Genomic DNA, 25411 nt, shown 5'->3' with positions numbered 1-25411 from the left:
AGCAAATTCGTCAGTCGTACATAAGAGAAAGAGGTCATTTTGTCCTTTAACTCCTTAAAAATCATGCTATTTTGTCATATTTTCCTACTTGGCAAATCTTTTGCGCCCTTTTAGGTGTTATTAGAAACGTGAAATAAGAAAGGAGAACAACGATATGAACTTTAACAATTTTACTATCAAATCCCAAGAAGCGGTTCAGGAAGCCGTGAACCTCGTAAAAAGCCGGGAACAACAGGCTATTGAGCCTGCCCACATCATGCAAGGAGTGATGAAAGTAGGTGAGAATGTCACCAACTTTATCTTCCAAAAACTTGGCATGAACGGGCAGCAAGTAGCTCTTGTTGTTGATAAACAGATTGATTCACTGCCGAAAGTATCCGGTGGGGAGCCATATTTGAGCCGTGAATCGAATGAAGTATTGCAGAAAGCAACACAGTATTCCAAAGAAATGGGGGATGAATTCGTTTCATTGGAACATATTATACTAGCATTGTTGACTGTAAAAAGCACCGTATCCACCATCCTAAAGGATGCAGGTATGACGGAAAAAGAACTGCGCAATGCTATCAGCGAATTGAGAAAAGGAGAAAAGGTTACGTCGCAATCCAGTGAGGATACCTACCAATCACTGGAAAAGTATGCTACCAACCTGAACGAGGCTGCCCGTAGCGGCAAACTGGATCCAGTGATTGGTCGTGACGAAGAAATCCGTCGGGTACTTCAGATATTGAGCCGCCGTACAAAGAATAATCCGATTCTGATTGGTGAACCGGGTACAGGTAAGACTGCCATCGTAGAAGGTTTGGCGCATCGTATCCTTCGTGGGGACGTACCTGAAAACCTAAAGAATAAACAGGTTTATTCATTGGATATGGGTGCACTTGTTGCAGGTGCAAAGTATAAAGGTGAATTTGAGGAACGACTGAAATCGGTTGTCAATGAAGTAAAGAAATCAGAAGGTGATATAATTCTGTTTATTGATGAAATCCACACTTTGGTGGGAGCTGGAAAAGGTGAAGGCGCCATGGATGCGGCCAATATCCTGAAACCCGCCCTCGCACGTGGAGAATTACGTTCTATTGGTGCGACAACTCTCGACGAGTATCAAAAATACTTCGAGAAGGATAAAGCGCTGGAACGTCGTTTCCAAATCGTACAGGTGGATGAGCCGGATAATTTGAGCACCATCTCTATTCTCCGCGGATTGAAGGAACGCTACGAGAATCACCACCATGTACGTATCAAAGACGATGCGATTATCGCTGCCGTGGAATTGAGTAGCCGTTATATCACCGACCGTTTCCTGCCGGATAAAGCTATCGACCTGATGGACGAAGCTGCCGCCAAATTGCGTATGGAAGTAGACTCCGTTCCGGAAGAACTGGATGAAATTTCCCGTAAAATCAAGCAGTTGGAAATTGAGCGTGAAGCCATCAAACGTGAGAATGACAAGCCTAAACTGGAAATCATCGGCAAGGAGCTTGCCGAGCTTAAAGAACAGGAAAAGTCCTTCAAAGCTAAGTGGCAGAGCGAAAAGACGTTAATGGATAAGATTCAGCAGAATAAGGTAGAAATAGAAAATCTGAAATTTGAGGCTGAAAAGGCTGAACGCGAAGGTGACTACGGAAAGGTAGCCGAAATCCGTTATGGTAAACTTCAGGCTCTGGATAAAGAGATAGAAGAAACGCAACAGAAACTTCGTGGAATGCAAGGCGATAAAGCCATGATTAAAGAGGAAGTAGATGCTGAAGATATTGCGGATGTCGTATCTCGTTGGACGGGTATTCCTGTCAGTAAGATGTTGCAAAGTGAGAAAGATAAGTTATTGCATTTGGAAGAAGAACTTCACCAACGGGTGATCGGTCAGGATGAAGCAATTGAAGCGGTTGCAGATGCTGTGCGTCGTAGTCGTGCCGGATTGCAAGATCCGAAACGTCCGATAGGTTCATTTATCTTCCTCGGAACAACCGGTGTGGGTAAGACCGAGCTGGCAAAGGCTTTGGCTGAGTTTCTGTTTGATGACGAAACGATGATGACCCGTATCGATATGAGTGAATATCAGGAGAAACACAGTGTTTCCCGCTTGGTCGGAGCACCTCCGGGATATGTAGGATACGATGAAGGTGGTCAGTTGACGGAAGCTATCCGGCGGAAACCCTACTCAGTTGTACTGTTTGATGAAATAGAGAAAGCTCACCCGGATGTCTTCAATATCCTGTTGCAAGTATTGGATGACGGACGATTGACAGATAATAAAGGAAGGGTGGTTAATTTCAAGAATACAATCATCATTATGACTTCGAATATGGGTAGTTCTTATATACAAAGTCAGATGGAAAAACTGAATGGCGCTAATAAGGAAGAAGTAATCGAAGAAACGAAAAAGGAAGTGATGAATATGCTGAAAAAGACCATTCGTCCCGAATTCCTGAATCGTATTGACGAAACAATCATGTTCTTGCCGTTAACGGAAAAGGAAATCAAGCAAATCGTACTTTTGCAGATTAAGAGTGTACAGAAAATGCTTGCTGAAAACGGAGTAGAACTGGAAATGACGGAAGCCGCTTTGGACTTCTTATCCCAGGTAGGATACGATCCCGAATTCGGAGCACGTCCGGTCAAGAGAGCTATTCAACGTTACTTGTTGAATGACTTGTCCAAGAAGCTACTTTCCCAGGAAGTGGATCGAAGCAAAGCAATCATCGTTGACGCAGGCGGCGACGGACTGATATTCAGAAATTAAGGAACACCAGGCATAAATAAAAAGTCGGCAGGTATACAAAGAAACCTACCGACTTTTTTATATTCATACATATATAACTCTTCTAACTTCAGGCTGACAGTTCGGATGACTCATCACTAAAACATAAGTACCATGTTTTGGTATTGTTATGGTAAGTGAAGGGATAGCAAACTGATGTTTCCCCTTTAGCTCACCTTGAGAATCATATAAGAATACCATTGTACCTGCCAGCAAACCTGTCAAGCATAATGTTCCTGCTTCTTTGTCCAAATGGACATTTACTCCTTTATTTGTTATTGTCTCCATCCCCTTATATAATTCTATTTTTCTCAAGTATTAATTTATCCACGCCCAAAATTTATGGATATTATGAACCGTTGCAAAGATACATAAAAAAGCATCATTATTTACAATATAAGCAGAAGATATTTATTTAAAGAAAAGATAACTCAATTAATACTAATTTTTTCTTTAACAAACAAGCATCTATATAAAAGAAAAACATGACAATCATATAAATGATTATCATGTTTTTAGTCTCATAAAATAAACTGCACCGATTATTCCGCAGCCGCCTCTTCTTCTTTAGCTTCTTCTGACTTGAATTCTGTAATTCCATTAGAAACCAAGAGATTATACCAGGAAACCAGCTTCTTGATGTCTGCTACATACACACGTTCTCGATCGAAGTTCGGCAGTACTTCAGCCAAATATTCACGCAATTGTTCGGGAGTAGCTTTCTTAGGATCGATAGAAGCTGCCGCTGACTGTTCTTTTTCCTTGATTGCTTCCAGCACATCGTACAAAGGAACTTCTGCGTCATCCGTGTACATTGCTATATCTGCCAGTGAGATAATTTTTTCATTACCATAAGCGGGGAAACGTTTCTTTTCAGCATTGATTGATTCAACAATCAACATATTTTTTCCTTGCGAAATAAGTTTGTACAATCCCGGTTTACCGGAGATAGACAAGATAGTCTTCAACATAGTATGTATCTTTTTGTTTATTAATTATTTTTTGCGGGGCAAAGGTAATGATTATTTTTAGATAGCAAAGAAATAAGCTCCAAAACCTGTGGAATTAACGGTGTTTCATCATCATTCACAATCACATAATCAGCATGATTTCTCTTAGTCTCATCACTCATTTGCGACTCGATGCGTTTCATCACCAATTCTCTTGATGAACAGTCACGCTTTATAGCACGCTCTACCCTTACTTCCAACGGCGCATAGACCATTATCAGAAAATCGACTTCACTCCTAAAACCAGCTTCAATGAGAATGGCGGACTCCATGCCTACCAATGGTTCACTCCCTCGCCGGATTACCCACTGACGAAAATCTTCTTTTACTTGCGGGTGAATGATACTGTTCACTTCTTTCACATGATCAGGATGCCCGAACATATAGGATGCAAGCAGAGGTCGATTTAATTCGCCATCTTGAAAAACGTCGCTACCGACCAGGTCACAAAGTCCCCGACGGATCACTTCATCCGTATGTGTAATACGCTTCGCTTCCATATCCGATATATAAACAGGGATTCCCATTATTTCCAGCAGTCTGGAAACCACACTCTTTCCACTGCCTATACCACCGGTTATACCAATCTTAATCGCCATCTGAAGTTACTTGTTCTATCAAAAAATCAACTTGCTCGGGAGTAATGCGAATTTGATTGATTCCACTCGGGAATGATTTCAGTTTAACCGTATATTTATCCGAACCTAGCTTCAGCAATTCTTCATAAGAAACATTAATCACAAAATCGCTTGCTTTTATACTACGAAATCGTTTCAGTCCTACCTGAAAAGTAATCTGAACCTTTGAGGGAAAGGCACGCAATACTTTATCCGCCGGAAAATTGATTCCATACAGGGGTACTTCCACTGTTTTCTCCGTATAAATATCCACCGGAAATGTCACCTCAACCGAACCCGGAACAAACTTCACTCCTCTTTCCGAAGCCAAAGAAATCCGTCGGCGGGTGGTATCGGATATATTCTCCAGGTTTATCTTTTGAGTATAAGCAGTGGTTATCGTATCCAAAATCCCTTCCGGGGCATAGACCAATACTGAATCGGGACTGCAAATCGTATCCGACACATAATATTGAAGTCCGGCTGTCACTTTTCCTTGAAGGCGAACAGGCACTAACTTGGATTTCCCTTCAGAATAGATATAATCCAATGTATCGGGCTTTATAGAAAGAATCTTGGAAGAAACATTCAACTGACTCAATATCTTTTTCTCAAAATCGGATGCGTAAATCTTCACATGATTATTCTTCCCTTTATAATCGGGAAAACTCAGGTTTACCGGAAAGAAACTCTTTCCCAGCATATAATTAAGGAGAACAGTACCTTTATCTTTCACTCTGACACGAAGTTCGGAAGGGGGTTCCGAAGTCAGTACTACATTATTAGGAAGATCTTTAATCCGCACCGGGATAGAAAATTCCGCTTCATAATCACTGTTCAATGTCTGAAGCAGCCAAAATCCACCGGCAATCAGGAAGAAAAATAAAAAAATTAAGAATTCTCTACTCTTATCACTGAGCAGAAAATCCTTAATTCTCTTAGATAGCTTTAAATACGTATATCTTATTTTCCTACGATCAAACATAGGCACTTTTTTACCAACGATTTACTTAGATTGATTGCTAGCCGCTGAAGCATCAGCGAAAATAGAATTCTTATCTATCTTAATCTTCACGTTAGAAGCTATTTCAAGTACAATATAATCATCTGTGATTTCCTTGATTACACCGTGGATACCACCAGCAGTAATCACATTCTGATTTACCTGCAGAGATTTACGGAAATTAGCTATTTCTTTTTGCTTCTTATTTTGAGGACGGATCATAAAGAAATACATGATAACAAACATTGCTATCAGCATGATCCACATCATACTTCCACCTCCAGCAGCAGGAGCTTGCAATAATACAGTCAATACGTTCATAAATAATCAGTTTTAGTTTCTATTATATATACAAAGGTATTAGTTTTTAGTCAACTTACCTTCTTTTTTCAATTGATTAACTATTCCATCCAATGTTCCGTTGATAAAGCTACCGCTCTTGGCGGTGCTATATAACTTCGCAATTTCTACATATTCATTTAACGAAACACTAACCGGAATGTTCGGGAAACTTAATATTTCCGCCAATGCCGTTTGCATAATGATAACATCCATAAATGCAATACGATCCAGCTCCCAGTTTTTTGTATTCTCACTTACCAGGTGACGGTAGTAGTCTGAATTCAAAATAGTACGACGGAACAGACGACGCGCAAATTCCTGGTCTTCATCATCCTTGAATTCTGGAAGCAGTTCCTGGTTCGCGCCTTTTTTCTCATCAAAGCGCTTGATTGTTTTCAATACGAATGTATCTACTATTTCTTTATCGTCATTCCAGTACAAGCTCTGGTCTTCCAGTACCTGATCGAGAGAATCGTTATTAAAGATATATGTCTTATAGATCTTTCTCCATAATTCACGGTCCGCTTCATACGATTTGTCGTCAGAAGCCATATACTCTTTATAGATGTCGGTTTCCACAATTTTCTCGTAGAGTTCTTTCACGAAATCCTGGTCGTTCACCCAAGTTCTCTTCTGATTGGCGATAAACTCCACCAATTGCTTATTGACCTCCAATTGGGCAATAAACTTGTTGTCCACAAACTTTGTGTTGGGATATAACTCTTCTTTCGTAGGTGCCAATTTGGCTTTTGCCGCGTCAATGCGTTTTTGTGCATACTCCGTCAATGCTATCATCAGCATTAGCAAATAGTTGTAAAGGTCATACGCCTTTGAAAGACTAAAGAATAACTCTTTCTCCGCTGAGTCTAGATTTTTGCTGCCATTCTGATAATAGGCATATACTATTTGTATAATCTTAAGACGAATAAGAACTCTGTTGATCATAATTCAATTTAATACTGTTGTTATCGAACTGCAAAAGTAGATATTTTTAGCGAGTTTCCACAAATAAATCACATTTTTTAATGCAGTATTTGATTCTCTGCGCTTTTTCTTTTGACAGTTTAAAAAAAATATCCAATTTTGAAGCCGATTATAAACAGATCGTAAGATATGGAAGATTTAAAAAAGAAAATGAGCGCAGACATGAATGACAAAGAGATTGTATTCTCCAAGTCTATCAAAGCAGGTAAACGCATCTACTATCTCGACGTAAAAAAGAATCGTAAAGATGAGATGTTCCTGGCTATTACAGAGAGTAAGAAAGTGATAACGGGAGAAGGTGATGATTCTCAAGTTAGTTTCGAGAAACACAAAATCTTCTTATACCGGGAAGACTTTCAGAAGTTCATGGCAGGGCTGACAGAAGCTATCGACTTCATTGACTGCAATGACATGAACGACTATATCAGTCGCCTGAACCAGAAAGCAGATGAAGAAGATGAACTAAAAGCTGCCGAAGAAACACAAGAGGACAAATTGGAAAGCGAAATTAAGATTGATATCGACTTTTAAGAAAGTAAATCTTTGATAATTCAAAAAAAAGACGTACTTTTGCACCGCTTTTTTGCAACATCGTGTGATAATCCACATCGTGTGATGGTGAATTAAGCAAAATAACTTAATTTAGAGTAACACAATTTTTTAAAGAAATGAAATCAATTGAAGTAAAAGGAACTGCAAGAGCAATTGCAGAACGCTCTTCAGAACAAGCAAGAGCTTTGAAAGAAATCCGTAAGAACGGTGGTGTACCTTGTGTACTTTATGGTGGTAATGAAGTAGTTCACTTCACAGTGACTAGCGAAGGCCTTCGTAATCTTGTTTACACTCCGCACATCTACATAGTAGACCTGGACATCGATGGCAAAAAAGTAAACGCTATCCTGAAAGATATTCAGTTCCACCCTGTAAAAGATACCATCCTGCACGTTGACTTTTATCAAATCGATGAAGCTAAACCTATCGTAATGGAAGTTCCTGTACAGTTGGAAGGTCTTGCAGAAGGTGTTAAAGCCGGTGGTAAGTTAGCATTGCAGATGCGTAAGATCAAAGTGAAAGCTTTGTACAACATCATCCCTGAGAAACTGACTGTAAACGTTGCTCACCTTGGATTGGGTAAGACTGTTAAGGTTGGCGAACTGAGCTTTGAAGGTCTTGAACTGATGAGTGCTAAAGAAGCCGTTGTATGCGTTGTTAAGTTGACTCGTGCAGCAAGAGGTGCAGCAGCAACCGCTGGCAAGTAATCTGAGATTATCCCTGTAAAAAGAGATATACTACAAACGCAGATTAATGCAGATTAAAGCAGATGTTCAGTCTGCATTAATTTGTATTAATCTGCGTTTCTCTTTCCAATTAATGAACTGTTTTACCGAAAAGCAATGATAAAATATTTAATTGTCGGACTGGGAAACATTGGTCCCGAGTATTACGAAACCCGGCATAATATCGGATTCATGACGGTAGAAGCATTGGCAAGAATCAACAATGCGCCGCCTTTCATCGACGGACGCTACGGTTTCACTACCAGCTTCTCTGTCAAAGGGCGACAGTTGACACTGCTCAAACCGTCGACTTTTATGAACCTAAGCGGGCTAGCTGTCCGCTACTGGATGCAGAAGGAAAATATTCCATTGGAGAATGTACTGATCGTAGTGGACGATCTGGCTCTCCCTTTCGGTACGTTACGCCTGAAAGGCAAAGGAAGTGATGCCGGACATAACGGACTAAAGAATATCGCCGCTACCCTAGGCACCCAAAACTATGCCCGACTGCGTTTCGGCATCGGAAGCGATTTTCCACGTGGCGGACAGATTGATTATGTACTCGGACATTTCACCGATGAAGACCGGAAGACGATGGATGAAAGGCTGGAAATGGCGGGAGACATTATCAAGAGTTTCTGCCTGGCCGGAATCGACATCACGATGAACCAGTTCAACAAAAAATGAAGATAGTGGTTAATGATTAGTGATTAACGATTAGTTCGTTAATCGCTTACCAACCACTAATCATTAAGCACTAGTAATCATTAACCACTAGCCAATTAATCACTAACCAGCTAATCATTAAAAATATGGCTGAAGCAAGAATAGATAAATGGATGTGGGCTGTCCGCATCTTCAAGACACGCACAATTGCAGCAGAAGCCTGCAAAAAAGGACGTGTCACCATCAATGGCTCCCTGGTCAAGGCTGCGCGTATGGTGAAACCGGGAGATGTCATTCAAGTGAAAAAGCCGCCTATCACCTATTCCTTCAAAGTACTGCAAGCTATCGAAAAGCGTATAGGCGCAAAGCTCGTACCGGAAGTGATGGAGAACGTGACTACCCCTGACCAATACGAACTATTGGAGATGAGCAAAATCAGCGGATTCATAGACCGTGCACGCGGCACCGGACGTCCTACCAAAAAAGACCGCCGGGAACTGGAAGATTTCACAGCGCCGGAGTTTATAGATGATTTTGACTTTGATTTCGATTTTGATAGTAAAGAATAGTAAATGGGAGTTTAGGGGCGTAGCGCCCCAACAAGATTTCCATTCGGCATGTTATCGTTTTAGGCATACCCTGAAAGGGCGGAACTGTATATGATTATGCTCTTTGGGAATACCGAATGGAAACCTTGCTCCGGCGCTACGCCGGTAAATTATCATTTATAGATGTGCTTTTACAGCATCAATTAATTCCTGATATTCTTCATCTGTCAGATAAACCTTTCCCGGATTCATTTGGAATACACCACCATAATCAGGCCCATCCACATATTTAGGTGCCAAATGGAAGTGCAAATGGGATAGTTTATCAGAGTAAGCGCCATAATTTATCTTTTCCGGCTGGAAAGCTTTTTGCATGGCACGGGTAACGCGTGCTACGTCAGCCATAAAAGCATTACGGTCTTCGTCACTCAACTCATTCAAATCATTCGCATGGTCTTTGTATGCTACAAGGCAACGTCCACGATATGTTTGTTCCTTAAACAGGAATACACGTGACACACTCAACTGCGCAATCTCAATCATCAGATTATGCAGCGTTTCATTGTTCTGACAATACAGACACTCTTTTGGATCGCTCTTCATGATATTATTATAATTTTAAGTTTTTATCGCCACAAAAATAAGGATTCCATTCTTATCCGGCTTGTACTTTTTCGTTTTTTTGATTGACTAATTGGTACACATCCTCTTTTTCCCCTACTAACCATACCACATCACCTTCTTTGAGAGCTGTATTTACGTCGGGCACCATCAATGTCCCGTCCTCACTTTCTATCCCTGCTATCATGCAATGATATTTATCCCGGATACCCGATTCACGTATCGTTTTGCCCAAGAAAACAGAATCACCATCAATGATAAACTGTTTCAAGGTCATTTCACTCTTTTCGTATATCTCCCAGTCCACCTTCGCTCCATTCTGCATCGCTTCATTGAACACATTCAACTGTTCATCCGTCCCTATTACCTGTATTTTATCCATCGGAAACAGGCGAACAGAGCCACCCGGAATATTAATCCGCCTCTTCCCCCGAAGAATGGAAGCCACATGAACGCCAAACTTCTTTCCCAAATTCAACTCCATCAATGTCTTTCCCGCCCAATTGGATTCTCCCGGAATTTCCATATCCGCCAGATGCAGGTCATGCGACAACAAACGTCCGGCATATTCCGGTTTTTTCTCTCCCAAATACTCCGCACGTACCTCCCTGGAACGCAGATTTTGAAAGAAACGACGTTCAATCGAAATAGATTGCTTTTTCAAGCGGCGCGACCATACCATCAACAATACGACAAGCACAGCTACACCAATAACCAATCCGATAGACGCTTTGAACAAACCGGAAATCACAAAGATGACAAAGAGTGCCGCTATCATAATACGGATAACGATTGTCGATACTAAAGGAGCACGATTCGCACGACTGTCATGCCACAAAGTCATAAATTCCACCGAATGGTTTTTCTTCACCATTATAGCCCGCAAGAAGGGAGCAATACAAAGAATGATAAATACCGCCCCCAACAATGAAGCCCAAAAATGCGGCAAATTCTCCTTGAAGAAAGGGACGACGAAACGGAAAGAAAGCGCAATAACCGATATACTGACAATGGAATAAACCACCGTAATACGCACCATTGCCAATATCAGCTTCTTCCACAAATTCTCATGGTTGAGCGCAGTCTGTGAGCCGGAAGAGTAACGCATCAGAAGCTTCCTCCACGAAGCGGGAAGATGAGCGTCAACAAAAGAAGAAGCAGGTTCGGCAAAGCGAATCATATAAGGAGTAAGAAAGGTAGTAATGACGGAAACCGCTACCACTATCGGATACAGAAAGTCGCTCGTCACATGCAACGAGACACCCAGAGATGCAATAATAAACGCGAACTCACCAATCTGCGTCAAACTGAATCCGCACTGCATAGCCGTCTTTAAAGGTTTACCGGAGAGTATCACTCCAAAAGTCCCGAAGATAGATTGCCCTAAAATAACAGCCACAGTAATCACAATAATAGGCACAGCATATTCCACAATCATCGCAGGATCCACCATCATACCCACCGATACGAAAAAGATAGCTCCGAAAAGGTCTTTTACAGGTTTCACCAACCGGTCTATGGATTCCGCCTCAATCGTTTCCGCCAGGATAGAGCCCATGATAAACGCACCGAATGCAGCAGAGAATCCGGTATTGGCAGCCATCACTACCATACCGAAACATAGCGCCAACGACACGATAAGCAGAGTCTCCTCCCCCATTAACTTACGGCAACGCTTCAGAAATTCCGGAATCAGGTAGATACCAACTACAAACCACAAAATAAGGAAGAATAATAATTTACCGATACTCTCCAACATCTCCGTGCCTTCAAAATTGTGGCTCACCGCCATAGTAGAAAGCATCACCATCAACACGATAGCCAAAATATCCTCCAAAATCAAGATACTCAATACCAATCCGGTAAATTGCTTTTTCCTTAGTCCGAGATCATCGAAAGCCTTATAAATAATGGTAGTGGAAGACATTGCAATCATACCACCCAGAAACAGGCTATCCATCCTGTGCCAACCAAAACCCATGCCGACACCTATTCCCAACAAAATCATACAGAAGATAATAGTACAGGCAGCAATAATAGCAGAGCCGCCCACTTTCACAATCTTCTTAAAACTAAATTCAAGTCCGAGGGCAAACAGCAAGAAGATAACACCTATATCCGCCCATGTTTTGATATTCGCAGTATCCATCACCGAAGGCGTATAAGGCATATGCGGACTTGCCAGAAAGCCGGCAACAACATACCCCAAGACTAGAGGTTGCTTTAACTTCTTAAATAATAGAGTCATAATACCCGCACATATCAATATCAGTGCGAGGTCGGCTATAAGCGTAGGTAATTGAGACATTATTTCATCGTATTTGATGACAAAATTATAATAAATCTATGGTATAAACAACATATTAAGGGATATGTTTCGGGATAATCGCCATAAAAACAATTAGCCCCGGAAAACGTCGAAACTTATCCGGGGCTAAAGTATAAAATGAGTTTTATTCTTATTTTCTAAAAGGTGGCTTTACCACTACCGCTTTCAATTTACGTCCACGCATATCAATGCAGATTTCCGTACCAACCTTGCTATATTCAGGCTTCACATACCCCATACCGATACCGATCTTGCGAGTAGGCGACATAGTACCCGAAGTCACTACACCAATCTTCTCACCTTCCGGATTCACCAGTTCATAGTCATGACGAGGAATCCCCCGGTCAATCATTTCAAAACCGACTAATTTACGGGTAACACCTTCCGTTTTCTGCTTTTCCAGCATAGGACGGTTGATGAAATTCTTACCGTCCACGAACTTAGTAATCCATCCCAATCCGGCTTCTATCGGAGAGGTTGTATCATCCAAGTCGTTTCCATACAGACAGAATCCCATCTCCAGCCGAAGCGTATCACGAGCTCCCAAACCGATAGGCTTGATACCATACTCTTCACCTGCTTCGAAAACAGCCTGCCAAATAGCATCAGCAGCATCCGGATAGAAATACAGCTCAAAACCTCCCGCACCTGTATAGCCCGTATTGGAGATTATCACATTCTCTTTGCCCGCAAACTTTCCTACCTTAAACGTATAATACGGAATAGCCGACAAATCAATATCCGTCAACTTCTGCAAAGCAAGAATCGCTTTCGGACCCTGCACAGCAAGCTGCCCGATATTATCCGAAGAATTTTCCAGTTCCGCACCCTCCGTATTATGGGAAACGCACCAGTTCCAGTCCTTCTCCATATTGGCAGCATTGACTACCAACATATATTTTTCCGGTTCAAAATGATAAACCAGCAAGTCATCTACGATACCACCTTCTTCATTAGGAAAACAAGTATACTGTATCTTGCCCGGAGCCAGCGCCGCCACATTATTGGAAGTCACTTTTTGAAGAAAAGCCAACGCATTCGGCCCTTTCACCCAAAATTCTCCCATATGGGACACATCGAACACACCGACATTCTGACAAACAGTGAGATGTTCGTCAATGATACCGGAGTATTCAATAGGCATATTATAACCTGCAAATTCATGCATCTTAGCACCAAGTGCTATATGTTTCTCTGTAAACGGAGTGGTTTTCATTATTTTAAGTATTAAGTTTCAAGTATTAAGTATTATGTGCTATCAGAAAGCAGTCCAAGCAAGATTTTTTATTTGGAAGCGACCAGTTCGGCAATCTTCACAATGACTTTCATAGCCTTTTCCATGTTCTGAACAGGAACAAACTCGTAGCGTCCGTGGAAATTCAGACCACCGGCAAAGATGTTCGGGCAAGGCAACCCTTTGAAAGAAAGTTGCGCGCCATCCGTACCGCCACGAATCGGTTTCACATTCGGCTTCACACCAACGGCTTCCATTGCGGCAAAAGCAGTGTCGATGATATGCATTACCGGCTCTATCTTCTCACGCATATTATAATATTGGTCGCGCAACTCAAGAGTTACCGTACCTGCGCCATATTCTTCATTCATTTGAGCCACCAGGCGTTCTATCTCCTTCTTGCGGTCTTCAAATTTAGCACGGTCATGGTCGCGGATGATATAAGAAACAGTACTTTGTTCCACTTCACCCTGAATTCCTATCAGATGATAGAAACCTTCATATCCCGTAGTATGTTCGGGCCTTTCCTGTGCAGGAAGCAAGGTTATAAACCGGTTGGCAAGGAAGATAGAATTAATCATCTTATTCTTGGCATAGCCAGGATGCACATTGCGCCCTTTAAAGATAACTTTGGCAGCAGCAGCATTGAAGTTCTCAAACTCCAGCTCTCCCACTTCACCGCCATCCATTGTATATCCCCACTCACAACCGAATTTCTCTACATCGAACTTATGGGCACCCTCACCGATTTCTTCATCGGGATTGAATCCGATACGAATCTTTCCATGCTTGATTTCGGGATGTTCTTTCAGATAAACCATTGCCGAAACGATTTCCGCAATACCCGCCTTATCGTCAGCACCGAGCAAAGTTTTTCCATTGGTCACAATCAGGTCTTCGCCCTTATGATCCAGCAATTCGGGGAATTGCGCAGGAGAAAGGATTACATTCTCTTCCGCACAAAGCACAATGTCCGAGCCATCGTACTTTTCAACGATACGCGGAGTCACATCCTTACCGCTCATATCAGGACTTGTATCCATATGGGCAATAAAACCGATAGTCGGCACTTCTTTATCTATATTGGCAGGAAGCGTAGCAAAAAGATAACCATGCCCGTCCAAAGTAATATCTTCCAATCCCAAAGATTCCAATTCCGCTTTCAGGTATTCGGCGAATATCATCTGTTTCGGAGTACTGGGAGTAAGCCCTGTCGATTCGTCAGATTGCGTATCGAAGCTCACATACTTTAAAAATCTGTCTACTAAAGTCATTTTATTTACGATTTAACGATTTACTACTTACTATTTGATAGTTTACAATGCCGTAAAGGTAAAAAAAGAGCCGTGAATTACAAAGCAATTCACGGCTCTTTTTTATTGTATAATCTTTTTTAAAAGTGACTACTGCCATCAAAGCAGTGTGTACACACTTTACACTTGGGCAATCCGATAGCTTCAATCAGTGTTTCCAGCGTATTGAACTTCAAGGAAGACAGGCCGAAACGTTCGGCAATGATGCTGACCATCTTTTCATATTCGGGAGAACCGGTAGTAGCATATTTTTCCAAATTCTTATTTTCGTCACCTTCCAGTTCCTGAATAATACGGCGGGTAATCAATTCCAATGCATTCTTGGAAGCAGAGAATCCCACAAACGGGCAAGCATAAATCAACGGCGGACAGGCGATACGCATATGCACCTCTTTTGCTCCATAATCATATAGAATCTTCACATTGTCACGTAGCTGCGTACCGCGAACTATTGAATCGTCACAGAACAACAGACGTTTTCCCTGAAGCATTGCACGGTTCGGAATCAACTTCATCTTGGCAACCAACGAACGCATTTCCTGATTGCTGGGTGTAAAGCTGCGAGGCCATGTCGGCGTATATTTTGAGATGGCGCGATGATAGGGAACTCCCTTTCCTTCTGCATACCCCAAAGCCATACCTACTCCCGAATCAGGGATACCACAGGCACAATCCACTTCCGATTCATCCGTCTGCCCCATCTTCAATCCGCTTGTGAAACGGACTTCTTCCACATTCTTGCCTTCGTAGCAAGAAGTCGGAAAACCATAGTACACCCACAGGAAAGAACAAATCTGCATATCCTCGTTCGGTTTGCGAAGCTGTTCAATATGGTCATCATACATACGGACAATTTCACCCGGTCCCAAATATTTCTCAATCTCATAATCCAGATTCGGGAAACTGGATGATTCGCTTGTCGCAGCATAAGCACCGTCTTTCTTGCCGATTACAACAGGAGTACGTCCCCACTGGTCGCGGGCGGCGATGATACTTCCATCTTCCGTCAGGATAAGCATGGAACAAGAACCTTTGATATGCTTGAACACATTTTCGACACCTTCGACAAAGTTTCTACCTTGTATTATAAGCAGTGCGATAAGTTCCGTTTGATTAGTGTTGCTCGAACTTAGTTCGGCGAAGTGCATATTTTGACTGAGAAGTTCATCCTCCAGTTGTTGGATATTGACTATTTTTGCGACGGTGATAATGGCGAAGCGGCCGAGGTGAGAGTTGATAATGATAGGTTGTGCGTCTGTGTCACTGATAATGCCGATGCCGGCGTTTCCTTTAAACTTGTCCAGTTCTCCTTCGAACTTGGTTCGAAAATAGGTACTTTCCAAATTATGAATGGAACGGATAAACCCTTTTTCCTTACTATATGTCGCGAGTCCTCCCCGCTTTGTACCCAGATGTGAGTTATAATCTGTACCGTAGAATAAATCAGTCACGCAACTAGTTTTCGAGACTGTTCCGAAAAAACCTCCCATGTCGTTCTCTTTATTGATGATGTTTTAAAAAAGATGCGCAAAAGTACAAAAAAGAATCCGTCTGATAAAAAAAGAGCCCCGCAAAGTTTAATATTTCTTTGCGGGGCAACAACTAATATTTATTAAAAGCGGGGAATCCGGGAACAATCCCTCTACCTGAATCTTATTTCCATTTCTTAATTATCTTCTTGTCTGCCGGGGTTGCTTCAATCAGACTCAACGCAAATCCTCCGCTCCGGGCAAGTTTCGCTGAGATACGGGTTTTAGCGGTTACGATGCCCTTCTTTATTTGATAAGAAGTAGGATTCTTTTCAAAATCCGCGTCTTTACCATCTTCATACAGCGTAGCTACATATTGCTTTCCCGGTTCAAGGAAATCGAGTGCAAACGTAGAAGTGCGGGGATTTTCGTCGGTGATACCACCCACAAACCAGTTATCAGTACCTTTTGCCTTACGGGCTACAGTGATATAATCTCCCGGTTCCGCTTCCAGATATTTACTGTCATCCCAATCAAGCGCCACATCTTTAATAAATTGGAAAGCATCCAGGTGGCGTTCATAATTCTCCGGAAAATCGGCTGCCATCTGCAACGGGCTATACATCGTAACATAAAGAGCCAGTTGTTTAGCCAACGTAGTACGCACAAAACTATGGTCGCCTTGCAGGAAAGAGAGTTTTGTATCGAAGATACCCGGAGTATAATCCATCGGGCCGCCAATCTGACGGGTGAAAGGAAGCAGCGTCGTATGGAACGGCTTATTGCCTGCGAAGGCTTCATATTCCGTACCGCGTGCCGATTCATTGCCAATCAGATTGGGATAAGTACGGCATAATCCGGTCGGGCGAACCGCTTCGTGCGCATTTACACAAATCTTGTAATCCGCCGCTTTCTTCACTGCATACAGATAATGATCATTCATCCATTGTCCGTAGTGATGTTCTCCGCGAGGAATGATATTACCTACATAACCACTCTTGACAGCATCATATCCATTATCTACCATAAATTGATAAGCAGTATCCAAATGACGTTCATAGTTGCGTGCAGAAGCAGAGGTTTCATGATGCATCATCAACTTCACTCCTTTTGCTTTCGCATAGGCATTGAGCATTTTCAAATCGAAGTCGGGATAAGGAGTTATGAAATCAAATACATAATCTTTCGAATTGCCGAACCAGTCTTCCCAACCTTCGTTCCAGCCTTCCACCAATACCTGGTCGAATCCATGTTGGGACGCAAAGTCAATATAACGTTTCACATTGTCATTATTCGCAGCGTGCCGTCCGTTCGGCTTTGTCTTTGAATAATCCGTCTCACCGAGTTTCACGGAATAAACATCGTCCGTATATGCCCATGAGCTTTTTCCACTAATCATTTCCCACCACACACCGATATACTTCACAGGCTTAATCCAGGAAACATCTTCGTAGGCACAAGGCTCGTTCAGGTTCAACGTCAACTTGGAAGCCAGAATATCACGGGCATCATCACTAACAATCACCGTGCGCCAGGGCGACCGGCAAGGAGCTTGCATATATCCTTTATCTCCCTGCGAATCCGGTGTCAGCCATGATTCAAAAATCAAATTCTTATCGTCGAGATTCAAATGCATGCAAGAATAGTCTACCAAAGCAGCTTCGTGCAAGTTGATATACAAGCCGTCGGCTGTTTTCATTTGCAGAGAAGTCTGTACACCTGTTGGCGAGAAAGAGGTTTGAGAAGCATTTCCGGTAATTGCTCCCTGTAATAATCCACGGATTTCCGAAAGTTTGGATTCGGTATAGTCATATTCCTGCGTATCATAGTCACCGGGAATCCAAAAGGCTGTATGATCCCCTGTCATGGCAAACTGCGAATGTTCTTCCTTAATAACAAAGTAATTCAAATTCTTTTGTAGCGGAAACTCGTAGCGAAATCCCAAACCATCATTATAAAGACGAAAGCAGATAGTAATATTGCGATCCTGTGCCTTTTGATTCAAGGTAACAGCCATTTCATTATAATGATTGCGTATTGATTTTACCTCTCCCCACACCGGTTCCCAAGTTTCATCAAAAGTAGAAGTTTTGGTATCGACCAAAATAAATCCATTCATTAACCCCGGATCATTCTTCAGTTCCAATCCCAGTTTGGAAGGTTTAATCACATCCTTTCCCTTATAAGAAAGTCTATACACGGGTTCTCCTTGTGCGTTGACGGAGAAATTAAGCTTCAATTGCCCATCGGGAGAAGTAATACTTTCAGCTTTTGCTGATGTACCGACTAAAAAAGCAAGCAGCAGGCAAAGCCACATTGCGGTTCTTGTTTTCATGTTCTTCATGATATAAATACGTTAGTTAATAATCGTATGGCAAAGATAGACAGGAAACATGGCGACTGTTTTTCTTTATAATCAAAATATAGATGCCAAGAGTATCACATATTACATAAGACACTAATTATAAGCAAATTGCAAGACATACTAAGAAGAGAAAATATAGTAGCTTTGCCGAATAAAATAGAATGATAACATTCATATATCGCAGTTTCTTTCTATATTTGCAAGCAATTATTTATTTCTCTAAAGGTTATACAATCTATTATTTAAGTTATGAAGCAACACCTTAAATTTATTATCTTATTCGCATTCTCCCTATCCGCCTGCCATATCTCCGCCCAGTCCTTGCGAAAGTTAATGGAACGTCCGTTCGGAATCGTTGAATCAAAATGGGAAACGGACACACAGGGTAACCAGGAACTGAATTACTACAACGAGGATTATTGCGACTATTATCTATATCGCATGAGTGACCGTTCATACAATCTGACTCCCGGAAAAAATACCATATTCAAAATAGAAAAGAATGCATCGTTCGATAATCCGTTCAAGAGTGCATCGAGCTACAAACACTATCGCGGTAAGTTTCCTGCAAACTTTCAAATCAACACTCCTTATGCCTTACCTGTGAAAGACGGGCAAAAAACGGGCTGGCAAACCGACCCGCGAGAATCAGTAAAGACGCTCAACTTCCGCATAAAAGAAGGTGACTTAGTTTATGCCACCCGCAGCGGAATAGCCTGCAAGACAACCAATCCACGGCAATTGCTTGTCTATCACGCCGACCAGACTTTCTCGGCTTATCTGGTAATGAGCGAGAATTTCATTCAGCCGGGTGAAGAAGTACATGTCGGACAACCCGTAGGAAAAGCAGGACCTTCGAGAGTTTCCATCTCCTTCTTCTTTTTGGATGAGAATAAATTCAAAGGCGGAGAATCTTCGGGATATCCTTATTCCCACTTCATACCTGTGTTTCGTACAACAGAAGGAGACGTTAAGCTCAAAGAGAAAACAATCTATCAGGCAGTTGTCGATGATGAACTTATCATGCAGGATATGAGCAAACGCGACAAAAAGAAATATATGAAACATAAGAATCAGAAATAACAGTAATATCATTATGCGTGTACTTTCTCTTCTTTTTTCGTTTTTTATCTTTTACAGTCTGCTCAATGCGCAAACCGTCAAAATAGAGTATAGCGGTGACCCGCTCCCTGATAAAGACCGTCGAGATATCGAGCAATTTATCAGTCACGAAGTCAACTTCTATACGCAATTCGGATTACCCGATACGCTTACCCTTCAGTTGCATGTATTCGAGGATAGAAAAGAGGCTTTAAAATATCTTGAAAGTGTAAACATATCCCTGCCATTCAAAGCAAGCGGCGTATATTCACCCAAACTGCAAAAGGCATTCATACTGGGACGAGAGAAAGGACGGGAACGAAGCCTCGCTATAATTTATCACGAACTCAGCCATCATTTCGTCCGGCAAATCCTGGGGAAATTCCCGCCTAGCTGGCTCAACGAAGGCTTATCTGAATATTTCGAGCATTGCAAAGTGACGAAGAAAGGACTCCGCCATACCTTTACCGAATACGAACAAGGCAGAATCCGCACAATGTATATGCTGGGAGAAGTCGATCTCCCTACATTCTTAAATAGCGGACACGGCAAATTCATGAAACGACAGGCAACTGACGAGCAATATTCATATATTCTTGCGCACGCGCTTGTCACATTCTGGATAGAAACAGTCTCCAAGGACATACTAAAAAGCCTCATCGCTTCCCTGCAAAACAAAAATGACTCGTCAACCGTTTCTGAACGGATAGACCGTATCTATCCCGGTGGCTTCCGGCAATTCGAGAAGGACTTTGAAGCCGCATATAAATAATACAAATATCCAAAATCAAATGAGTAAAGAAATTATCTATATCTTTATCGGGGGCGGCACCGGCAGTGCGTTACGCTATTGCGTCCAGTTGTTCATGCACGAACGGATTGTCCCCTACCATTTTCCATGGGCTACGTTCACCGTCAATCTGCTTGGCAGTTTCCTTATCGGCCTGTTTTATGCCCTTTCAGAACGGTTCCATCTTCCTTTCGAAGTCCGCCTATTTCTGACAACGGGATTGTGCGGTGGTTTCACCACCTTCTCCACTTTTTCCAGTGACGGTATAGGTCTGTTGAAAGGAGAATTCTACGGAACATTCATCCTCTATACCTTATTAAGTATAGGAATAGGACTGGCTGCCGCACTGGCCGGTGGATATGTGGGAAAGCAAATCTAAATATCCGAATATAAAAGCTATCTTTACGGCATGATAAAAAGAAATTCAGCAAAACCCGTCCGCGTAGTTCCACCCATGACGGAAGAACAGGAAATCAGTACAAACACCTTGCAAGAGTGGCTCGACAGAGAAGAAACCATCTCCCATCTTCTATTCTGTAAAGGAAGAGAAGAAGGTATCGACAAATCCTACAAGAGCTTCAAGAACTGTACTTTCCGGCATCAGACCTTTAGCGAATGTAAGTTCCGTTCTTCCCAGTTGACCGATGTCCGGTTTGAGAATTGCGATTTATCAAACATCTCTTTTGCCGAAAGTTCCCTTTACCGGGTAGAATTTATCTCCTGCAAACTCTTAGGAACCAATCTATCCGAGACAACCATGAATCATGTCCTGCTACACGATTGCAATGCGGGATACGTCAACCTGGCAATGAGTAAGATGAATCAGGTACGTTTTGCACACAGCCAGCTTCGAAACGGAAGTTTGAACGACTGCCGTTTTTCATCCGTCGCTTTCGATAGCTGCGACCTGGTAGAAGCCGACTTCTCGCATGCCCCGCTTCGCGGAATAGACTTGCGCACTTCCCGTATCAGCGGAATCACGCTTAATATCAGTGACCTGAAAGGGGCTATCATCACCTCTCTGCAAGCGATGGATTTACTTCCGCTGCTAGGCGTTGTCATCGAGGATTAAAATCCTGCAAATTTCACCCCGTTACGCTCAAACAAAAAGCATCGTCCCGTTGTTATATTATAAGGTTGGACTAACGACATATAGGGAATAGGAACGAAAAGAATACCTATTTATAGTGATTTCTCACTCCCCGTCAAGTCCGTACTTTTGCAAAATCTTATTCAAAAACAATAGAAACGATGAAAATTGAAAAAATTGTAGCTCGAGAAATTCTCGATTCAAGAGGTAACCCCACAGTAGAAGTTGACGTAGTATTGGAATCAGGCATTATGGGACGCGCATCAGTGCCGTCAGGTGCTTCCACAGGTGAACACGAAGCGTTGGAGCTTCGCGATGGTGACAAACAACGCTACGGTGGAAAAGGTGTACAAAAAGCGGTTGACAATGTAAATAAAATCATTGCCCCGAAACTGGTCGGAATGTCTTCACTCAATCAGAGAGGAATCGACTACGCTATGTTGGCATTGGATGGCACCAAAACTAAATCAAACTTAGGCGCCAACGCTATTCTCGGTGTATCTCTTGCCGTAGCCAAAGCTGCTGCCAATTATTTAGACCTTCCTTTATATCGCTATATCGGTGGAACAAATACCTATGTAATGCCTGTGCCGATGATGAATATCATCAATGGCGGTTCACATAGTGATGCTCCTATCGCATTCCAGGAATTTATGATTCGCCCGGTAGGTGCTCCTTCTTTCAGAGAAGGTTTGCGTATGGGTGCTGAAGTATTCCATGCATTGAAGAAAGTATTGAAAGACCGTGGTCTTAGCACTGCCGTAGGTGACGAAGGTGGTTTCGCTCCTAACCTGGAAGGCACGGAAGACGCTTTGAATTCTATTCTCGCCGCTATTAAAGCAGCAGGATACGAACCTGGCAAAGACGTAATGATCGGTATGGACTGTGCTGCTTCTGAATTCTACCATGACGGTATTTACGACTACACTAAGTTTGAAGGCGAAAAAGGAAAGAAACGCACTTCCGACGAGCAAGTTGACTACTTGGAAGAGCTAATCAACAAATTCCCTATCGACTCTATCGAAGACGGTATGAACGAAAACGACTGGGAAGGCTGGAAGAAACTGACCGAACGTATCGGCGACCGTTGCCAATTGGTAGGTGACGACCTGTTCGTGACAAACGTCGATTTCCTTGCAATGGGTATCGAAAAAGGTTGCGCCAACTCTATCCTGATTAAAGTAAACCAGATCGGTTCATTGACTGAAACATTGAACGCTATCGAAATGGCTCACCGTCACGGCTATACTACCGTTACTTCTCACCGTTCCGGTGAAACGGAAGATGCTACTATCGCCGACATCGCAGTAGCTACCAACAGCGGACAAATCAAGACTGGTTCTTTGAGCCGCTCTGACCGTATGGCTAAATACAATCAACTGCTTCGTATCGAAGAAGAGCTTGGTGATTTGGCTGTGTATGGATATAAGAGAATTAAGTAAATAGATTCTTACTTAGCTTGAAATATTAAAAAGGATAGGTTGCCTGAAAATCTATCCTTTTCTGTTTGCCCCTCTTTAATCTAGATAATAGTAACACACATCCTCTCAAAGTACACACCGCAATTTATACCTTTATACAACTTTATATAACGTAGTAATAAAGCATTATTTAATTTCCTCACTAAATATACAGCAAAATCATAAGCCACATTCAATAAGGTATCAAACTACCCTTTCTTCTCATCGTCTTCGTCCAATTTGGTTCTTGTATTACCGTCAGGATCTACGAACCACACACAACCCTCATTATCATATACTCCATCCGTTTTTTGTTCTGCTTCTCTCCATTTTTGTCGTAACGACTCACCTTTTATCGCCTGTTCCCACAACTTTTCATTTCTTTTTCTTTCTCTCCATTGATTATACCAGTAACAAACAAGCCCGGGAATTAAAAAACCTAATATAGCTAATAACGTTTCCAACTTATTCACCTCCAATTAAATTAATATTCATTATAAAAGACACTCTATCGGGCTACAAATCCCGTTGAACTGGGAAGAATAACCGCTGTCAATCTGCCACGCAACGCATAGGAAGAGCTTTAACAGGATTACCAAAAGCAGTTTGAATTACACCGCCACCCAATACACCGTAGTCGTCTTCAGATATCGTGAAGTAAGTAAGAATATCACTCCCCACCATTTGTGGAACAGTCCAATACATCATACTGGAATATTCAAGACTTCCATTGCCTTCCCATGTACCATTTCTACCTCCACGAAAACCGCAAGCAGGTAAAAAAATGGAGTTACCGTTACTTTTATCAGTAAATTTACAACCCAATCTACCATTTCTCGTTGTCCGCATATATGCTACCTTATCTTTATCAAACAACAAAGTAACCTCGTCAATTGTCGGCACATGGTAACCTTTTGGACTTGGATCATTTTCATTTCCCCATAAATAATACATGTGCCCTTCTTCATCGGAAATTTCTACAGACACCGATTTCCAATCACTAATTTCTCCACTGGCAGACCAAGCCACTTTACTATTCCATTGGTAAAACATACCAGCATCATCGGGACTTTTAGCAAATGTGCCGGGTGCATCGACGTTACACGTTGCCCAACGCACACCATTGATAAGGACAGACTGGGCATTCACACTAAGACTCATGCAGCCGAGAATAGCTGCGAATAAGAAAAACTTTTTCATCATATTATCGTTCATTTTTCGTCTACTTTTTTAAGTTTTTCACCTTAGAGCAAACAATAATATTTCATAAGTTATAGATATTATTATTTTTTACATTGAGATGGGAAACACTTACCAATTTGAGTAATCACTATAATAGCAATAATTTGAGAACTGGTCAAACAATAATTCTCCACTCGAACTACAATAATCACCTCCGAATGCAGTATTTAGCGTCATATCCCCACTGTCAGCAAATTTTGCTAAGAAAGAAATATAGTTTATCTCAATTTTTGCCCTGCCGGATCGGTTATAGATGTTGGTAGCCTCACCGTTACTACCACCGTTCACTTTGTAGATCTTACCATTCCGAATATACCATTCACCGTATTGAGTCCCTTCATCATCAGGAATAGACCACGATATTGAATTTCCTGAAACTTTAATATTATACCCTTCTCGAATACCACCAAGATATTTAATCTTAATAAGCAAATGACTATCCTGAACAGTGATTTTGATATTACCAAAAGTGCCATTACGCTTCGTCGGACTCCAAACTCCAACAAACTTTTGCAAGTCAGGCGTCTGCGCCATAGACGCACATGCGAATAGAACAAAGATTAGTGTACTGATTATACTCCGCAACACATGATTATTCACATTTCTCATATTCTTTAATTTAAAATTATATCCTTGAGTTGATAAATAGTAAAATCCTGAATTTCATTTAGCAGTTACTCCAAATAGTATAAACAACGCAACTCACGAATCTCTATCTCTGCCTAACAAAACTTCTCTTCGATAAATTTACCATGTTCTATTGCTTATTAATTGATACAATACAAAGAACGCGAAAAAGCTCCAAAGAAACTTACATAGCATATAGCAGGAATGATACACTATTGTATCATATTTGATACATTAGACTCTTTTTCCAACTCAATCGAATATAATTGGAAGAAATCATAATCCAACGCACGGGAAATGCGGAGTAACAGTCGGGTATCGATGCTATCCTTTTCGAAAAGCCGGTAGAGATTAGAACGTTCACAAGAAAGCAGACGAGCGAGATGGGAAACAGTCATTCCCCGTTCCGTCAATCGCGCTTTGACAAGCTGGCCGATAGGTTTCATAGTTTTATTTGCGTGTCATAATCTGCAAGCCCTATGCAGAGTCCTTATTCATTATATTATGTATAGGACTTAGACTTTTCCCGACTGATACACTTACTTCTATTTGGCGATTTTTC

General features: G+C 41.8%; 26 protein-coding genes. 10 read left to right on the top strand and 16 right to left on the bottom strand.

Annotation, left to right across the window (positions count from 1 at the left end; translation table 11 throughout):
• Positions 1-154: 154 nt before the first annotated feature.
• Positions 155-2743, top strand: coding sequence for an ATP-dependent chaperone ClpB (gene clpB / locus BacF7301_RS13240; RefSeq protein WP_167963497.1), 2589 nt, complete (start codon positions 155-157; stop codon positions 2741-2743).
• Between the two features lie 63 nt (positions 2744-2806).
• On the opposite strand, the gene BacF7301_RS13235 is transcribed toward clpB, so the two are convergent.
• From BacF7301_RS13235 to nusB, 6 genes are all read right to left on the bottom strand, one after another.
• On the bottom strand, positions 2807-3049 hold the full coding sequence (locus BacF7301_RS13235) for a hypothetical protein (protein WP_167963496.1): 243 nt from the start codon (positions 3047-3049) through the stop codon (positions 2807-2809).
• A gap of 254 nt (positions 3050-3303) precedes the next feature.
• Positions 3304-3732 carry a DUF5606 family protein gene (locus BacF7301_RS13230; protein ID WP_167963495.1) on the bottom strand — a complete coding sequence of 143 codons (429 nt, stop codon included), beginning with the start codon at positions 3730-3732 and terminating at the stop codon, positions 3304-3306.
• A 20-nt stretch (positions 3733-3752) separates the two neighbouring features.
• The gene (coaE, locus tag BacF7301_RS13225; protein ID WP_167963494.1) at positions 3753-4370 is read right to left on the bottom strand and encodes a dephospho-CoA kinase; all 618 of its coding nucleotides are present in this window, start codon (positions 4368-4370) and stop codon (positions 3753-3755) included.
• Positions 4360-5373 (bottom strand): CdaR family protein, encoded by a 1014-nt coding sequence (locus BacF7301_RS13220; protein ID WP_167963492.1) that lies wholly within the window; start codon positions 5371-5373, stop codon positions 4360-4362. Before BacF7301_RS13220 ends, coaE begins: the two co-directional genes overlap by 11 nt.
• 21 nt (positions 5374-5394) lie before the next feature.
• Positions 5395-5712, bottom strand: coding sequence for a preprotein translocase subunit YajC (gene yajC, locus BacF7301_RS13215; protein ID WP_167963490.1), 318 nt, complete (start codon positions 5710-5712; stop codon positions 5395-5397).
• Between the two features lie 39 nt (positions 5713-5751).
• Positions 5752-6678 (bottom strand): transcription antitermination factor NusB, encoded by a 927-nt coding sequence (nusB, locus tag BacF7301_RS13210; protein WP_167963488.1) that lies wholly within the window; start codon positions 6676-6678, stop codon positions 5752-5754.
• A 168-nt stretch (positions 6679-6846) separates the two neighbouring features.
• Here nusB and BacF7301_RS13205 point away from each other — a divergent pair, with 168 nt between their 5' ends.
• From BacF7301_RS13205 to BacF7301_RS13190, 4 genes are all read left to right on the top strand, one after another.
• Positions 6847-7248, top strand: a complete 402-nt coding sequence (locus BacF7301_RS13205) for a PUR family DNA/RNA-binding protein (protein ID WP_167963486.1) — start codon at positions 6847-6849, stop codon at positions 7246-7248.
• 137 nt (positions 7249-7385) lie between these two features.
• The gene (locus BacF7301_RS13200; protein ID WP_167963484.1) at positions 7386-7976 is read left to right on the top strand and encodes a 50S ribosomal protein L25/general stress protein Ctc; all 591 of its coding nucleotides are present in this window, start codon (positions 7386-7388) and stop codon (positions 7974-7976) included.
• A gap of 138 nt (positions 7977-8114) precedes the next feature.
• The gene (gene pth / locus BacF7301_RS13195; RefSeq protein WP_167967199.1) at positions 8115-8681 is read left to right on the top strand and encodes an aminoacyl-tRNA hydrolase; all 567 of its coding nucleotides are present in this window, start codon (positions 8115-8117) and stop codon (positions 8679-8681) included.
• Positions 8682-8806: 125 nt separating this feature from the next.
• Positions 8807-9229 (top strand): RNA-binding S4 domain-containing protein, encoded by a 423-nt coding sequence (locus BacF7301_RS13190; protein ID WP_167963482.1) that lies wholly within the window; start codon positions 8807-8809, stop codon positions 9227-9229.
• Positions 9230-9385: 156 nt separating this feature from the next.
• On the opposite strand, the gene BacF7301_RS13185 is transcribed toward BacF7301_RS13190, so the two are convergent.
• The 6 genes from BacF7301_RS13185 to BacF7301_RS13160 all read right to left on the bottom strand — a co-directional run bounded on the left by BacF7301_RS13185 (position 9386) and on the right by BacF7301_RS13160 (position 18518).
• Positions 9386-9811 (bottom strand): HIT family protein, encoded by a 426-nt coding sequence (locus tag BacF7301_RS13185; RefSeq protein WP_167963480.1) that lies wholly within the window; start codon positions 9809-9811, stop codon positions 9386-9388.
• Positions 9812-9863: 52 nt separating this feature from the next.
• A complete protein-coding gene (locus BacF7301_RS13180) occupies positions 9864-12137 on the bottom strand; it encodes a monovalent cation:proton antiporter family protein (RefSeq protein ID WP_167963478.1) in 2274 nt (757 codons plus the stop codon).
• A 151-nt stretch (positions 12138-12288) separates the two neighbouring features.
• Positions 12289-13374 (bottom strand): glycine cleavage system aminomethyltransferase GcvT, encoded by a 1086-nt coding sequence (gene gcvT, locus BacF7301_RS13175; protein ID WP_167963476.1) that lies wholly within the window; start codon positions 13372-13374, stop codon positions 12289-12291.
• Between the two features lie 68 nt (positions 13375-13442).
• Positions 13443-14666, bottom strand: a complete 1224-nt coding sequence (pepT, locus tag BacF7301_RS13170) for a peptidase T (RefSeq protein WP_167963474.1) — start codon at positions 14664-14666, stop codon at positions 13443-13445.
• A 119-nt stretch (positions 14667-14785) separates the two neighbouring features.
• Complete coding sequence (locus BacF7301_RS13165) at positions 14786-16195, bottom strand: amidophosphoribosyltransferase (RefSeq protein WP_167963472.1); 1410 nt, start codon at positions 16193-16195, stop codon at positions 14786-14788.
• A 163-nt stretch (positions 16196-16358) separates the two neighbouring features.
• Positions 16359-18518, bottom strand: a complete 2160-nt coding sequence (locus BacF7301_RS13160; protein ID WP_167963470.1) for a glycoside hydrolase family 97 protein — start codon at positions 18516-18518, stop codon at positions 16359-16361.
• A gap of 270 nt (positions 18519-18788) precedes the next feature.
• Between BacF7301_RS13160 and BacF7301_RS13155 the strand changes: the two genes are divergently transcribed.
• The 5 genes from BacF7301_RS13155 to eno all read left to right on the top strand — a co-directional run bounded on the left by BacF7301_RS13155 (position 18789) and on the right by eno (position 22962).
• Positions 18789-19622: a M23 family metallopeptidase gene (locus BacF7301_RS13155; protein WP_167963468.1), complete on the top strand. Its 834-nt coding sequence runs from the start codon at positions 18789-18791 to the stop codon at positions 19620-19622.
• Positions 19623-19635: 13 nt separating this feature from the next.
• On the top strand, positions 19636-20412 hold the full coding sequence (locus tag BacF7301_RS13150; RefSeq protein ID WP_167963466.1) for a hypothetical protein: 777 nt from the start codon (positions 19636-19638) through the stop codon (positions 20410-20412).
• Positions 20413-20431: 19 nt separating this feature from the next.
• Positions 20432-20809 (top strand): fluoride efflux transporter CrcB, encoded by a 378-nt coding sequence (gene crcB, locus BacF7301_RS13145; RefSeq protein ID WP_167963464.1) that lies wholly within the window; start codon positions 20432-20434, stop codon positions 20807-20809.
• Between the two features lie 30 nt (positions 20810-20839).
• Positions 20840-21502, top strand: coding sequence for a pentapeptide repeat-containing protein (locus BacF7301_RS13140; RefSeq protein WP_167963462.1), 663 nt, complete (start codon positions 20840-20842; stop codon positions 21500-21502).
• A 179-nt stretch (positions 21503-21681) separates the two neighbouring features.
• Positions 21682-22962: a phosphopyruvate hydratase gene (eno, locus tag BacF7301_RS13135; protein WP_167963460.1), complete on the top strand. Its 1281-nt coding sequence runs from the start codon at positions 21682-21684 to the stop codon at positions 22960-22962.
• A 227-nt stretch (positions 22963-23189) separates the two neighbouring features.
• On the opposite strand, the gene BacF7301_RS13130 is transcribed toward eno, so the two are convergent.
• The 4 genes from BacF7301_RS13130 to BacF7301_RS13115 all read right to left on the bottom strand — a co-directional run bounded on the left by BacF7301_RS13130 (position 23190) and on the right by BacF7301_RS13115 (position 25295).
• Positions 23190-23444: a hypothetical protein gene (locus BacF7301_RS13130; protein ID WP_167963458.1), complete on the bottom strand. Its 255-nt coding sequence runs from the start codon at positions 23442-23444 to the stop codon at positions 23190-23192.
• An 88-nt stretch (positions 23445-23532) separates the two neighbouring features.
• On the bottom strand, positions 23533-24195 hold the full coding sequence (locus BacF7301_RS13125; protein ID WP_167963456.1) for a hypothetical protein: 663 nt from the start codon (positions 24193-24195) through the stop codon (positions 23533-23535).
• Positions 24196-24291: 96 nt separating this feature from the next.
• A complete protein-coding gene (locus BacF7301_RS13120; protein WP_167963454.1) occupies positions 24292-24831 on the bottom strand; it encodes a hypothetical protein in 540 nt (179 codons plus the stop codon).
• 230 nt (positions 24832-25061) lie between these two features.
• A complete protein-coding gene (locus BacF7301_RS13115; protein ID WP_167963452.1) occupies positions 25062-25295 on the bottom strand; it encodes a helix-turn-helix domain-containing protein in 234 nt (77 codons plus the stop codon).
• Between the last annotated feature and the right edge of the window lie 116 nt (positions 25296-25411).

Origin of the sequence: Bacteroides faecium, assembly GCF_012113595.1 — a bacterium.
In the GTDB taxonomy this organism is placed as follows: Bacteria; Bacteroidota; Bacteroidia; order Bacteroidales; family Bacteroidaceae; genus Bacteroides; species Bacteroides faecium.
This window is presented reverse-complemented; position numbering and strand designations above follow the sequence as displayed.